The organism is Sphaerospermopsis reniformis, from assembly GCF_005402885.1.
GTDB lineage: Bacteria > Cyanobacteriota > Cyanobacteriia > Cyanobacteriales > Nostocaceae > Sphaerospermopsis > Sphaerospermopsis kisseleviana.
In genome coordinates this window covers 29,059-43,043 of the sequence record NZ_BJCE01000003.1, presented here as the reverse complement: position 1 = coordinate 43,043, position 13,985 = coordinate 29,059, and the positions used below count along the sequence as shown (strand labels likewise).

The window sequence follows — 13,985 nt, the reverse complement described above, 5'->3', positions numbered from 1 at the left end:
TGGGAATGGCAATCAGCTGATGTCTACATTGGATAATCCAAAAACGTTAAGTTATTGTAGTCGCTGCATCTTGCTACTTGGTTTTATCTGAATTAAATACACAACAGTTTAATAAATTTATTTAGTTCTTTCAACAATAGACAATTACCTCTGGCTCATTCGTGAGAGGATTGTGTAATAAGAAATTTTCTCTTTTTTTCTCTTTGAAAGAGGAGACTTTAAACTTGAATGAAAAAATTGTCAATTACAGCACTTTTGGAGTAAATGAGGTACACCAATTTTAGAAGGTAGTTTTAAAACTTGAAGTTCAATCTACTGTACCTCATAAACCTTGAATTTGCTGTATCAATTAATATAGTCAATCAATCCCAAGAGCGGGTTAATGGATCAATGGGTATACTTTGATCAATCTCAATCACGGTGATTTTAGCATTCTCCACCACCGTATTTCCCATAATTGTGTTGTGCATTGCCTCAAACTTCGATTCTTCTTCAGCAATGCGTTCGTAGTGCAGAATGACATGGTAATGCTTGGCAATTGGTTCTCCAGAGTCTGAACGCTCTACTGTTTCCCAATCTATATTTTGTCTTTCTTCCGCTATTCGGCGATACTCATCAGCTAGTTGTTCTAAGGCAATGGCGATGGCGTGTTCTTTTGTTTGACCATAACATTGCCAATTCTGTCTGGTATCATCTAAAGACGATGACATCTGGCAAATGTACTGTCCATTTTCTTGAGGTTGTACTGTGATTGTAATACTTGCAGTAATGTCGTTGTTCAGTTCCGTCATAATATTAAATGTGCTTGAAAGGTGAGGTTTTAAACCTTGAATGAAACGAAACAATTGTCAATTAATCAAAGATTTCTAGTCTTTCGATAATAAACCATTCATGATACAAAATTGCCAGAAAGAAGTTTTCATTTTTCAGGCGGTCACACACTGCCATAAAGCCAGAAAAGAAGGGATCATCTTCATAGGTGGTATCCGATAAAAATAGTGTAAGTGATTTTTTATCTTCAGCCCAAATAGAACGGATTATGGAAATATTGGGGTGATGAGATTTATCTACAGGTAATAATACTGGATATCCATCAATTTCCATAAATTCCGGTTCTTCATATTGCAAAACCGATGACCAATCTTCAGGTCCTTCATGTTTTTCAATAATTCTATCCCACCTAACCAGTTTGATTTTTTCTAATGTTTCTGGTGATAAATCTGATAATTTCATATCTTTTACCAAATCAAAAACTGAAAGTGATTGCTGTTCTATCAAATTCTAAATTAATGTTACAAATTCTCATAAATCTTACTCATCATAACTTTTGCCAAGCCTGTACAAATGCAATACTACTTTCCCAATTGACTGTTTGGTTGAGCAAACACTGGGTGAATATATCCTTTATAGCTTTTAATTCCTGTGGTGTCAGAGTCAAAGCTAAACGATCTAAATAACTTGGTCGGTTTGCATTGGAAGTGAACAATCTATTGAGAAAAGCTGATGTAATGTGCATTAAAGTTGAACTTTGCTCCAGCACCACTTCCACTTTCAAACCTGCTACTTCAAAAGACGTTCGCAAATCCTCAGCGTTCCAATTCAGTATTGAGTCGGAAGAATTAGTATAAATTGCTTCCTCTGCTGCTACTAAGCGACCGTATAACTTAGCACCTAGCTTTTGCTCATCTAGCAAACGATAAAGTCTTTGTGTATGCCGTGGTACAGTCTCTGCCAGTACAATTCTTCCTGACTGGGGTAGGATTTGAGCTAAAATTTGAGCAGCAGCGTTTTTATCAGGCTCGTTGACTAACGCATTTCGACCAATTATATAATCAAAATTTACACCTAACGCTTGAGAAGCTAATACAGCAGGTAACTCTGTTATCTTTGCAGTAACTACTATTGGTCGTCTGATTTCTTCCAACGTCGCAGCTTGTTCACGTAAAGCTTGGGCATCGCTTTCACTGCGAACACAAGCATAAACTCCACCTTCTGGGACATGGCGGACTGCTTCCCAGGTCAGTAAACCAGTACCTGCATTGATGTCTAAAACGACATGATGACGCTGTAATTGAGCGATGGTGAAAATGCGATCGCGTACCGTCGCCAACTGTGTGCCTATTTGGGAAAGTGTGCGTTGCAGCCATCGTTCTGAAGCTGCATCTATATTGCTGTAGGTGAGGATTTCTATTGGCTCAATACCTAAGCCGGACACCATAGCTGCAAGTTGAGCTTCACGGCGACGTGCTACCTGTACGTTAATTTCTCCCTCAAAACCTTGGGTTGATGGTTGGTAAAATACCTGTCCTTGCAAACTGGCTGGCAGATATTGTTGCGCTACCCAATGGTCACGATAAGCGTGAGGATAAAGATAGCCCGCTCCATGCCCAAAACCTTTTTGATCACGATTGGCATCTTTGAGGTGGGTGGGAACTTCTGCTTCTCGTTCCTGTTCAACTGCTGCTAAAGCATCGAAGAAGCCCATGATACTGTTGGACTTAGGTGCAGTTGCTAAATAAAGGGCTGCTTGAGCTAAATGATAACGTCCTTCTGGCATTCCTACACGGTCAAATGCTTCTGCACAGGCATTTACTATCACCACAGCTTGGGGATCAGCTAGTCCCACATCTTCACTAGATAAAATCAACATCCGTCGGAAGATAAAGCGTGGGTCTTCGCCGGCGTAAACCATTTTTGCCAACCAGTATAATGCTGCATCTGGGTCAGAACCACGTAAGCTTTTAATGAAGGCACTGATAGTATCGAAATGAACATCACCTTCTTTGTCGTATAAAACGGCTCGTTGTTGAATGGATTCTTCTGCAACTGCTAATGTGATATGAATAACACCTCTGGTATTGGCTGATGTTGACTGTTGAGTTTTCGGGGTGAATGGTGAATCTTCAAAGGTTAATGGTGTTATTGACTGTTGAGTTTTAGCGGTGAATGGTGAATCTTCAATGGTTAATGGTGTTGTTTCTACAGCTAATTCCAAAGCATTTAACAATGAACGAGCATCGCCGTTAGCAACATTAATAAGATGAGCCAAAGCATCAGGGTCTATTTTGATTGCTAAGTTTCCATAACCACGCTGTTTATCATTTAATGTTTGTTCAACAACACGACATAAGTCTTGCTCGTTGAGTGGTTTTAGTTGAAAAATACGTGAACGACTGACGAGTGCTTTATTAACTTCAAAGTAAGGATTTTCTGTTGTTGCTCCGATTAAGATGACTGTACCATTTTCTACCCAAGGTAGTAGGGCATCTTGTTGGGATTTATTAAAACGATGAACTTCATCTACAAACAGAATTGTTTTTTGGTTGTGGTATTTGCGCTGTTCTTGGGCTGTTTCAATGGCTGCACGAATTTCTTTTACTCCAGAAAGTACGGCGTTAATGGCAATAAAATCAGCGCGGGTGGTGTTGGCAATTACACGGGCAAGTGTTGTTTTACCAGTTCCTGGTGGACCGTAAAAAATTAATGATGATAGTTGGTCTAAACTAATGGCACGTCGCAGGAGTCGTCCTTGTCCGATGATATGGTCTTGACCAATAAATTCATCTAGAGTTCGGGGACGCATTCGTGCTGCTAGTGGTGCTTCTGTTTCTGTTATTTGAATCAAATGTTGGTCAAATAAATCCATAAATTATGTGAAAATTTGGTCAAATAGGATCGCTATATCAAGAACCTAACTATGTTCCGATACGTGATAATCCTATAGTTTTATCTGTAGGTAATACAGGATGGCAGAGCAAAATTAATTGCACATAGTTATTGAAAACAAAAATCTCTGTATTCCTTACTTCCTGATCCTTCATGTTCCCTCTTTTAAATATGAAATTTATTTGGCACAACTACTTAATACCGATCTAACCGGAATTGATATGACTCCCGCTGTAGCAGCATAATAATTATTACTCTATTAAAGCAAAAAAATGTTTGATGTGGAAAACCTACATTTTATTCTCATAAATTTAAACTTGTTCTATCCAGAAATTCTCAAAATCCTGATTTTTATCTCTACTACTTTATATCAAATCATTGCTTGTTGGTTAGAAGACCGCACACCCCCACCAGGTCAAAGGGTGGATGTGGGAGGCTACTATTTACATTATGTTACTGCTGGTGAAGGTTCTCCAACTATTGTGGTAGACCACAGTTTAGGAGGAGTTGAAGGTTATTTATTACTGGAAGAATTAGCAAAAATCTCACGGGTTTGTATTTATGATCGGGCTGGTTTTGGTTGGAGTGATATTAGTCCCTATCCCCGTACCAGTAAGCAAATTGTAGCTGAACTTGAGCAAATGCTAACTTGTGCAGGGTTAGAACCGCCCTACATTTTGGTTGGTAATTCTTTTGGTAGTTATAATATGCGTCTTTATGCCCATCTTTTCCCCGAAAAAGTTATGGGAATGGTATTAACTGATGGTTTACATGAATCTGGGATGCTGCAAATGTCTTTTGCTCTTAAAGGACTACAATTATTTTTTATTTCTGGGTTTTTAATGTCTATTTTTGGTTCTAGTTTCGGGTTAATTAGAGTGATGAATAAAATCGGGGTGTTTGAATTGATTAAGCCAGAATTACGTAATTGTTCAGGTTCATCTTTGCAATTAGTTAAACGCTCCTTTTGTCGTCCTAAACATTGGCTGACTATGACGCAGGAAATTATGGGTTTGGCTGCTAGTGGTCGTCAATTACGCTGTGCAAATGATTTCAAAAATTTGCCTATTGTCAGTATTAAAGCCCAGTCATTTTTTAAACCTTCTCTCATGACTGCTTTTCTACCTTTGAAAGCAGCGAATAAATTACGCGAACGCATTCATTTAGAACTACTCAATTTGTCAACTAACTGCATTCAAATTAATGCGGAAAATAGCGGTCATTTTGTTTGGATTGATCAACCAGAAGTAATCATCAGCGCAGTGAAATTATTGTTGAAATAGTTATATCATTTGCAAAAATGCTTGCTGTTGGGGAAAGTGTTGATGAAAAGCTGCCACTGCTTGGTTCACACCATTTTCTAAGCGAATTTGTTCACCAATAAATTGAGCCTTCTGCCGCATTTGAGTATGATTAACTGCGGTAGTAATTGCCTGGGCTAATTTATCCACAGTTAAAGCAGGTTTAGGAATGGGTTCAGGACTAACACCCAACTGCCAAAGGCAATGTCCCCAAAAGGGTTGATCCCCAAAAAAGGGTATGATAATGGAAGGGACACCAGCCCGCAAAGCCGCCGCACTTGTTCCCGCCCCTCCATGATGTACAATTGCAGCCATCCGGGGAAATAACCAATCATGGGGAACAGATTCTATTTTGAACACGGTTTCTGGTAAGTCAGTTGCAGCAATTCCACCCGAACCAGTTACTAAAATTCCCCGTTGTTTTGTCTTTTTTAAGGCTGTTAGGGCAATTTCGGTCATTTGTTGCGGGTCACGCCCTGTCATGCTCCCAAATCCAATATATACCGGAGGTGATCCGGCGGCGATAAACTCTTGTAAATCTTGGGGTGGTGTCCAATTTGCAGGATGTTCTAAAAACCAATAGCCTGTAATATGTAATCTTTCTGACCAGGTGCTAGGTTTAGGTACTACCACTGGACTAAAACCGTAAAGATAAGGTACATTTACCTTTTGTAACCGCCCATATAATCTTTGCCAATTTGATAAAGGTGTTAGTTGCAAAGTCTTTTCTCGAAACTGGTTTACACCTTTACGGAATACCAAACCAAACCCTTCCAATAATATTGGATAGGTGAGGGAATTTAACCAACCACCTAACTTTAAGGTTTGGGGAAGGGAGGGAAAGGGCTAATCAAAGTTAGCACTTTGAGGCATTAACGCCGCTAAAATAAAGGGAATTTGCAGTTTCTGGGCAATATCAAATCCCCAAATGGTGTAAGCTGTACCAATAATTACATCACTATCCTGGCAATTCTGCCAAGAATCAGCCATTGCTTCTGCCAATAATGGCGCAACCATTTGAGCATATTTCTGAATCAATTTTACAGGATTACTGGCTTCTAGCATTTGCTGTCCTGCTTCTTGTGCCATTAATGCTTGCACATCTCCACCCATTGCGGCAAATTCTAACCCGTAGCTTTGCACCATTTCTTGAAACGGGTGATGGGTGACTAATTTTACACTATGTCCGGCTTGTTGCAATCCCAATCCTAAAGCAATTAATGGTTGCACGTCACCGCGAGAACCTGTAGTTAAAATTATGATTCGCATATTTTTTTTATATTTTTTAACGAACTAGACTGTTCGGTTCGGTTAATAATGCTAATTTAGACCGTACAGTTTGGTTTGTCAAGAGATTTTAGACTAGACTGTACAGTAACAGGACTTACGCAAAATATCTCTCAAACCCTCATTCCTCCGTGTTCTCTGTGCCTCTGTGGTTCGTTTATCCCATACAGGACTTACACAACTGGCACATTGGTAAGGTGCGTCAGATATCAAGAATCTGTTTATTTCAGGATTTATGCAGTCTGACGTACCCTACAACTAAGTAAGAATGTTAAATTTACCCAGTTATGCCAAAACAACCAGATCAAACCTCTGCCAAAGCCGAACAAATCCTGCAAGGAGCAATGCAAGAGTTTCTAAAAGGTGGTTACGCCGATACCAGTATGGCGCGGATTGCCAGTACAGCTAAGGTATCGAAGGAAACTCTTTATAACTATTTTGCAAATAAGGAAGCGTTGTTTGCTGCTATCGTAGAAAGAATTGCCAAGCAACAATTTGAGGATGTATTTTCTTCAGAACCGTTGCCAGCAGATCCCGCAGAATGTTTGCGTAAATTAGCACCTAAAAGTTTAACTGCGGAAAATCTCGACCCCACAAGGATGAATTTTTACCGTTTAATTGTGGCAGAGTCGGGACGGTTTCCCGATTTAGCGCGATTGTATATCAAAGAGTTTGAAAAACCAAATTTAGCAGCTTCTACAGAATATCTGCAAAATTGCCAGGAGTTGCGAAGTTCTGACCCGGAAGCAGTGGCTTGGATTATTGCTGGTACAATTAATTTTTATTATTTGATGATGGAATTATTACATGGTAAACATGAATTGACGATGACTAGCGATCGCCTAACTGAAGCTCTAATTGAGTTACTTTTTCCTAAAAGTGATCGACAATAAATTACAGTTCTAGTTATTAACCATGATTCATGAATAACACAGAAGTAATTGTAATTGGTAGCGGTATTGGCGGTTTGAGTTGTGCTGCACTGTTGGCACATTATGGAATTGATGTCACAGTAGTAGAAAGTCACTCCATCGCCGGTGGTGCTGCTCATGTTTTTGAACGCAACGGTTACAAATTTGAGTCTGGACCATCTTTATATTCTGGTTTATCTTATACCCCTTCCCCTAACCCCCTACGTCAAGTTTTAGATGCTATTGGGGAAGATTTACCTTGTGTTAATTACGATACTTGGGGTTGTTATTTACCAGAGGGAAATTTTGATACTCAAGTGGGTGCTGATCAGTTTTGTCAGGTGTTACAAAAACTACGGGGAGATAAAGCTGTAAGTGAATGGCGCAAACTCCAGGAAATTATGACACCATTGGGTAAGAGTGCGATCGCTCTCCCTCCGGCTGCGTTACGCTATGATTTAGGTGCAGTGTTAACAGTGGGTAAATTTGCCCCGGCTTTACTCCAACAAGCTGCTAATGTTATCAAATTAACAGGGTCTTTTTCTAACATTATTGATGGTGTGATCACAGATCCGTTTATTCGTAACTGGTTAGATTTACTTTGTTTTTTGTTATCAGGATTACCCGCAAATGGGACAATAGCCGCAGAAGTGGCGTTTATGTTTGCAGACTGGTATCGTCCTGGTGTGCAGTTAGATTATCCTATAGGTGGCAGTGGTGCGATAGTTAATGCTTTAGTCAGAGGTTTGACTAAAAATGGTGGTAAGTTAATTTTAAACGCCCATGTCGAGCAGGTTTTAGTAGAAAATAACCGTGCTGTGGGTGTACGTCTGCGGAATAGTCAGGAAATTAAAGCCAGTAAAGCTGTTGTTTCTAATGCTTCAGTATGGGATACTCTCAAACTTATTCCCCCTGGTGCTTTACCCAAATGGTATGTAGAAAAACAACAAAAAACACCTGAATGTGATAGTTTTATGCACTTACATTTAGGAATTGATGCCACGGGATTACCGGAAAATTTAGGTATTCATTATATAGTAGTTAATGATTGGGAAAAAGGCGTAAATGCGCCACAAAATGTAGTTTTAATATCTATTCCTTCCGTTTTAGATTCATCCTTAGCACCACCAGTAAAGCACGTTATTCATGTTTATACACCAGGAAATGAACCTTATCAAATTTGGCAAGGTTTAGAAAGAAATAGTGAAGAATATAAGTTATTAAAACAAGAACGTGCGGAAGTAATGTGGCAAGCTTTAGAAAGAATTATTCCTGATATTCGTTCTCGTTGTGAAGTCAGTTTGGTGGGTACTCCCCTCACTCATGGGCGTTTTTTACGTCGTCATCATGGTAGTTATGGACCTGGGATAGTTGCAGGAAAGGGTTTATTTCCTGGTGCGACTACTCCTTTATCGGGGTTGTTGTGTTGTGGAGATTCGACTTTTCCCGGAATAGGTTTACCTGCGGTGGCCGCAAGTGGGATGATGGCTGCAAATACTATTGTTCCGGTGCAGCAACATTTACAATTACTTAATGATATTGGGTAATTGGTGACTGGTGATTGGTGATTGGTAATTGGTAATTGGTAATTATTAACCAACAACTTACATCGTAAATGATTACCTAGACTCGATATGCTTGTAAGCAAGCTATTAGTAATCAGTAAATGGCTACGCTAACAACTTTTTTTCATTTAGATAATTAGTGTTATTCAGTTGTTGGTAAGATAACTGATGCTATAATTTAATCTGTGTTTTAATCTCTTTGAGGTCATAAATTATGATACAAACACAGAATATAAAAGGTTTAATTTTTAGAGAAGCTGAAAATAATAATATCAGAGCAATTGTTGATATTCATAATTCTAATGTTCGCGGTGAAAATGGCACAAATGAAAATGGTTTTTTATTGGCTAAAATCTCTGAAGAAGAGGTGTTAAATAATTTAAACAATTCAACTCAATATTTCGTTGCTGTTAATGAAAGTGATGATATTGTTGGATATTTATCTGTATCAAAACCAAAAATTACCGATGAATTTTTAAATCAAATAGTTTGGGAAGATAATGATTCTAAAAACAAAATTATCAATCACCAAGAACAGCACCTTTATATTCAAGTATTAGCAACTAAGCAAGAATATATGGGTAAAGGAATCGCTCAGTTTATGTATAAATCACTATATGAAAACTTTCCTCAGACATTGTTCTCATCTTTTATTGTGACAAAACCTATTTTTAATCAGCGTTCCCTTATTTTTCATAAAAAACAAGGTTTTAGACACATAGGAACTTTTCAATCCCCTCAATTAATGGATTTGCAAAATTATGAGAGTATTTTAATGTTTAAAGATATTGGATAATTATATCATTGATACAGTGAAATTGTATACAGCAGAATTCAGGAGTCAGGAGTCAGGAGTCAGGAGTAAAACTGGCTGATTGCGATGATTTTTGATGGTGATAATACCGAAATCATTGAGTTAAAAGTTCCCCAAGATTTATATTTTGTGATTGTGGATCTTGCTGCTGCTAAAAATACTCAGGTTATTTTGAGTAAATTAAATGAATGTTATCCTTTTGCTGAGAACAAATTACAAAAGAATGTGCAACAGTTTTTGGGTAAAATTAGTTATGAAATTACCCAAGCTGCAATTGAGGCTTTACAAACAGGTGATGCTGAAAAAATCTGTATGCTGATGAAATAAGCACAGGCAAATTTTGATCAATATCTGATTCCTGCTTGTAGGGAAGAGTTGACTGCTCCTGTACTTCATCAACTGTTGAATTATTCACCAATTCAAGAGTATATTTATGGTGGTAAGGGTGTAGGTTCTCAAGGTGATGGAACAGCGCAGTTTATTGTAAAAAATAAGGAATGTCAAGATAAAATTATAGATATAATTAATCGTGACTTTCCACAAATGCAATGTTTAAAGTTGACAATTTATAGAAGGGAATAGGGAACAGAAAAGCTAAATTTCTCTTAGTATATGACTATGATGTGAAAATTTGTATTTCATTTACTCTAAAAATACTGTATACTAAGAGAGCATACTATTCTGAAAAAAATAACCGCAGCAAGCATAAAAAATCTCTTAAACTCTCTTCCCTTTGTGTCCTTTGCGACCTTTGCGGTTCAATCATATTAATCTTTTGGTATATTATTTCCATAGATATAGATAAAAATAGAAATAAATAAATTGACACATTTGGGATGCTCTCGTATGCTGATAAATAAAATTAAAAAAGCTGTAATTCCTGCTGCTGGATTTGGTACTAGATTATTTCCAGCTACAAAAGTTGTAAAAAAAGAACTTTTCCCAATTATTGATCAAGATGGTAGGGCTAAACCTGTGATTTTGGCAATTGTGGAAGAAGCGATCAATGCGGGAATTTCTGAAGTCGGGATAGTGGTTCAACCAGATGATAGAGAAATATTTACGGAGTTGTTTAAATCTCCACCAAAACCCGAATTATTCGCTAAACTTTCACCAGAAAATCAAGCATATAGTCAATATTTACAAGAGTTAGGAAGTAAAATTACAATCTTAACTCAAACAGAACAGGAAGGTTATGGACAAGCTGTTTTTTGTGCTAAAGATTGGGTGGGGAATGAGCCTTTTTTGTTGATGTTAGGGGATCATGTTTATAGGTCAGATATAGAAATATCTTGTGCTAGACAAATATTAGATATTTATGCAAACGTTAATCATAGTGTGATGGGTTTGACGACAATGCCAGCAGAAATTATTCATAAAGCTGGGTGTGTTGCTGGTGTTTGGAATGATGATCAATCTTTGCTTTCTTTAACCGAAATTTATGAAAAACCCAGTGTTGAATATGCACGGGAGAATTTGCGGGTTGAGGGGATGGGAGAGGATGAGTTTTTATGTGTGTTTGGGTTATATTTACTGACACCGCAGATATTTGATTTTTTGGCAGAAAGTATCAATCAAAATTTACGAGAACGGGGTGAATTTCAGTTAACTTCTTGTTTGGAGAAATTGCGTCAACGGGAGGGAATGACGGGGTATGTTGTGAAAGGGAAGTGTTTTGATACGGGTTTACCTGATGCTTATCGTCAGAGTATGATTGATTTTAGATTATAATTGTTAGTGTGAGGGTGGCGATCGCTAACTGAAAATCCCCAAGTTCCTAAGTTCCTAAATAATTAATTATTCCCCAGCAGATTGTATAATTGTTGTGTACAATTTGTCATTTACTCGAAAATCAGCTTGCTCAATTAGTTGATCCATCAAAATTTTCATTTCATTATAAACGGCTGTGGGAATAACAATCCCAGTGTAAAGTTCTTGCAGTAAATCTAGCTGATTAATGGCTGCTAAATTAGTAATTGGTGATGTATCACTAACAATAATCATAATAACCCCATTGATTCTAGGGTTTTTACATCTGATTCAAAATCCTCTACATCATAATTAATACAAAGTCCCCGTAAGGCAAGTTGATGTTGAAATTCAATTACTGTTAGTCCAGTCCAAGCACGAACTTTACCACTACTGATTTTTCCCTGTTTATAAAGCATGATAGCGATTTCTAATTTTAGTTCCTCTTCTGTCATTTTGCTGGCGCGAAGAATATCATCAGGTATTAAGACACTCATAATCAATTTTGTAGTTGTAATTTATATAATTTTAGGATAATTCATGGGGTATTCGGGAGGCGATCGCTATAAATTTTCGTCTAATAGCAATTTCATATAGATGCAACAAATAATTTTTTCTTTCGTTCAGCAGCAAAAGCAAGACAAGCCTTAATATCTTCAGATGTCAGTTCTGAAAAGTCTTCAAGAATTTCTGCTTCTGTCATTCCACCTGCTAAATATTCAAGAATATCATACACAGTGATACGCATTCCACGAATACAAGGTTTACCACTACGTTTTCCAGGTTCAATGGTAATAATATCTTGATAATTCATAATTTCGCCTTCTTTTTGATCTTTAGTCTATATCATTTTATGGTAATTCATGGGATGGTAGATTGATAGTAGGGTAGTGATCGCTTATTGAGAGAGAAAGTAAGAAAAGGGCGATCGCATTAAGAGACTGTTGGAGGCGATCGCTTGTTGAGAGAAAAAGGGCGATCGCAACTTCTAACTAATAACCTCGTTTTTTACGACATACAGAACAGAAAAGCTGAGTATTATCCCTAATTTTCTTACCACATAAACAAGTTCTAGCTGGAGAAGAATAATTAAAAACTTTTGGGACTTTGATTTGTGTGCTTAAATTATTATTTTTCTTACAAGCAGAACATTGTATCTCTCCCGCTTTCCTGATTGTTTTCCCACATAAACAAGTTCTAGCTGGAGAAGAATAGTTAAACATTTTTGGCATTTTCATTTGTGTGCTTAAATTCCTATTTTTCCTACAAGCAGAACATTGTATCTCTCCTGCTTTTCTAATTGTTTTACCACATAAACATTTGTATGTCATGCTGATCACCTCATTTACTGTTTAATTATGTGATTACTTATCTAGTATGCTATTAATATACTCTGAGTATTTATAGTGAAATTACTAGACTATTTAAACAAATTTGTTCTAAGTAAGCATCGGAATTTACTTACATCTTAGATGAGATAATTTCTTGGCAACTTCTCTATAGTTCATCTGACAGATATACAGCAGTTTCTATCAAAGTTAGTAAATTTTTGTCCACAGATTGTAGGTTGTGAGAAAGTTCTTTACCTACATCTTCATACATTTTAAAAACTACTTTTAAGGCATCTTAAACATGGTTCATTATAATTTAGGTAATTTCAGATTGAGTGACCAAAGTTTATTCAAATAGATTAAGCTGTACAGCATCATAACTTTCATCTCCTTCAGAACCATAAAAAAGAACTAAGCGTTCCGCCTCATATCTCTGTCTTAGATCCTCTAAACCTTGAGGATTAGCTCTACGAATTCCTGGATCTCCAATAAAACACTCGAAATGCTCTTGATAAAAAGCAGCCATTGTTTTGCTGGTAAGCTCATGAGGATTACATTCTCTTGATGCAAGGATTTCTGTTGCAGGAACAACTACGATACCGGATTGTTGGGAGTAAAGGAAAACAAAAGAAGCAGGGGAAAAATCTAACATTTTCTTGCATTGGTCTTTAAGAATAGCAAACTCTCTTTTGGTAAAAGTATGGCTTGGCTCAACAAGTTTGGACTGAACCAAGAAGCCCTTTCTAATGTGAAAACCATCCATTGAAAGTTCTAACGCTGCCATAAAATCAGCACCAAATATACTTTCCTGACTTCTTCCACCTCTATCCGTTAAAGTTTTAACAGTCCATTTTATCCCTGCTATACGTTTGTTATTCAGTACACTTTCCATCTTTCCCAGTAATCTATCTGTAAGGGCTGGTTCTTGCTCAACTCTGCCATCACGGAAAGCTTCTAGTGTTTCACGTTCTACTTGAGCTATTTTTTTCACTAGGCTCTTAACAAGTTTTTTGTTATTAAACATTGTAAGTTATGTAATAAAATCACTGTTAATTGTATTGCTATCTCATGTCTATGAAAACATTTTGCTGACATTAATCAGGACGAGAATTAATTACACCTTCATTTTCCCAATATTTAACAAGTTCTGCTCCAGTTTTGGGTAAATTATCTACAACTTTTTTGGTAGATAAAATATGTAAAATATATTCAGATAACGGTAAATTCAGTTGAGAAGCTTCGGCGTGAAGTTCGGTTTCTAGTTCGGGTGGTAGGTTGAGGTTAATACTCATTTTGTGCTAATTCTATTGAATGGAATTTCACTTGATTCCTACAGTACATTATATCAAGGCGGCATATCC

General features: G+C 37.2%; 16 protein-coding genes and 2 pseudogenes. 7 read left to right on the top strand and 11 right to left on the bottom strand.

The annotated features are described in order from the left end of the window. Positions 1-362: 362 nt before the first annotated feature. The 3 genes from FFR48_RS00980 to FFR48_RS00970 form a co-directional block, all read right to left on the bottom strand. Positions 363-791 (bottom strand): hypothetical protein, encoded by a 429-nt coding sequence (locus tag FFR48_RS00980; RefSeq protein ID WP_137666062.1) that lies wholly within the window; start codon positions 789-791, stop codon positions 363-365. A 61-nt stretch (positions 792-852) separates the two neighbouring features. Beyond that, positions 853-1,233, bottom strand: a complete 381-nt coding sequence (locus tag FFR48_RS00975) for a hypothetical protein (protein WP_137666061.1) — start codon at positions 1,231-1,233, stop codon at positions 853-855. 85 nt (positions 1,234-1,318) lie between these two features. Continuing rightward, a complete protein-coding gene (locus FFR48_RS00970; RefSeq protein ID WP_137666060.1) occupies positions 1,319-3,646 on the bottom strand; it encodes an AAA family ATPase in 2,328 nt (775 codons plus the stop codon). 301 nt (positions 3,647-3,947) lie between these two features. Between FFR48_RS00970 and FFR48_RS00965 the strand changes: the two genes are divergently transcribed. Continuing rightward, positions 3,948-4,949 (top strand): alpha/beta fold hydrolase, encoded by a 1,002-nt coding sequence (locus FFR48_RS00965; RefSeq protein WP_236103960.1) that lies wholly within the window; start codon positions 3,948-3,950, stop codon positions 4,947-4,949. On the opposite strand, the gene FFR48_RS28850 is transcribed toward FFR48_RS00965, so the two are convergent. Both FFR48_RS28850 and FFR48_RS28845 read right to left on the bottom strand, forming a co-directional pair. After that, complete coding sequence (locus tag FFR48_RS28850) at positions 4,950-5,687, bottom strand: glycosyltransferase (RefSeq protein ID WP_201277551.1); 738 nt, start codon at positions 5,685-5,687, stop codon at positions 4,950-4,952. Positions 5,688-5,813: 126 nt separating this feature from the next. After that, entirely contained in the window at positions 5,814-6,236 is a 423-nt protein-coding gene (locus FFR48_RS28845) for a glycosyltransferase (protein ID WP_201277550.1), read from the bottom strand. Positions 6,237-6,541: 305 nt separating this feature from the next. Between FFR48_RS28845 and FFR48_RS00955 the strand changes: the two genes are divergently transcribed. The 6 genes from FFR48_RS00955 to FFR48_RS00935 all read left to right on the top strand — a co-directional run bounded on the left by FFR48_RS00955 (position 6,542) and on the right by FFR48_RS00935 (position 11,275). Continuing rightward, positions 6,542-7,147 (top strand): TetR/AcrR family transcriptional regulator, encoded by a 606-nt coding sequence (locus tag FFR48_RS00955; protein ID WP_137666058.1) that lies wholly within the window; start codon positions 6,542-6,544, stop codon positions 7,145-7,147. Between the two features lie 29 nt (positions 7,148-7,176). Further along, entirely contained in the window at positions 7,177-8,712 is a 1,536-nt protein-coding gene (locus tag FFR48_RS00950) for a phytoene desaturase family protein (RefSeq protein WP_137666057.1), read from the top strand. A gap of 232 nt (positions 8,713-8,944) precedes the next feature. Then, a complete protein-coding gene (locus FFR48_RS00945; protein WP_199291247.1) occupies positions 8,945-9,526 on the top strand; it encodes a GNAT family N-acetyltransferase in 582 nt (193 codons plus the stop codon). Between the two features lie 84 nt (positions 9,527-9,610). After that, positions 9,611-9,871 carry a hypothetical protein gene (locus FFR48_RS30335; RefSeq protein WP_307722496.1) on the top strand — a complete coding sequence of 87 codons (261 nt, stop codon included), beginning with the start codon at positions 9,611-9,613 and terminating at the stop codon, positions 9,869-9,871. Positions 9,872-9,919: 48 nt separating this feature from the next. Further along, positions 9,920-10,126: a hypothetical protein gene (locus FFR48_RS30330; RefSeq protein ID WP_307722495.1), complete on the top strand. Its 207-nt coding sequence runs from the start codon at positions 9,920-9,922 to the stop codon at positions 10,124-10,126. Between the two features lie 264 nt (positions 10,127-10,390). Next, complete coding sequence (locus FFR48_RS00935) at positions 10,391-11,275, top strand: UTP--glucose-1-phosphate uridylyltransferase (protein WP_137666056.1); 885 nt, start codon at positions 10,391-10,393, stop codon at positions 11,273-11,275. Between the two features lie 156 nt (positions 11,276-11,431). On the opposite strand, the pseudogene FFR48_RS29215 reads toward FFR48_RS00935, so the two are convergent. The 6 genes and pseudogenes from FFR48_RS29215 to FFR48_RS00905 all read right to left on the bottom strand — a co-directional run. Next, positions 11,432-11,548: pseudogene (locus FFR48_RS29215) on the bottom strand (PIN domain-containing protein); the annotation flags it as partial. Next, complete coding sequence (locus tag FFR48_RS00925; protein WP_137666054.1) at positions 11,545-11,790, bottom strand: UPF0175 family protein; 246 nt, start codon at positions 11,788-11,790, stop codon at positions 11,545-11,547. The gene FFR48_RS00925 and the pseudogene FFR48_RS29215, both read right to left, overlap by 4 nt. Before the next feature lie 92 nt (positions 11,791-11,882). Then, on the bottom strand, positions 11,883-12,107 hold the full coding sequence (locus FFR48_RS00920; RefSeq protein ID WP_137666053.1) for a DUF433 domain-containing protein: 225 nt from the start codon (positions 12,105-12,107) through the stop codon (positions 11,883-11,885). A 178-nt stretch (positions 12,108-12,285) separates the two neighbouring features. After that, positions 12,286-12,624 carry a hypothetical protein gene (locus FFR48_RS00915; RefSeq protein ID WP_137666052.1) on the bottom strand — a complete coding sequence of 113 codons (339 nt, stop codon included), beginning with the start codon at positions 12,622-12,624 and terminating at the stop codon, positions 12,286-12,288. A gap of 346 nt (positions 12,625-12,970) precedes the next feature. After that, positions 12,971-13,648 (bottom strand): hypothetical protein, encoded by a 678-nt coding sequence (locus FFR48_RS00910; RefSeq protein ID WP_137666051.1) that lies wholly within the window; start codon positions 13,646-13,648, stop codon positions 12,971-12,973. 73 nt (positions 13,649-13,721) lie between these two features. After that, a pseudogene (locus FFR48_RS00905) lies at positions 13,722-13,916 on the bottom strand (YlcI/YnfO family protein); the annotation flags it as partial. Between the last annotated feature and the right edge of the window lie 69 nt (positions 13,917-13,985).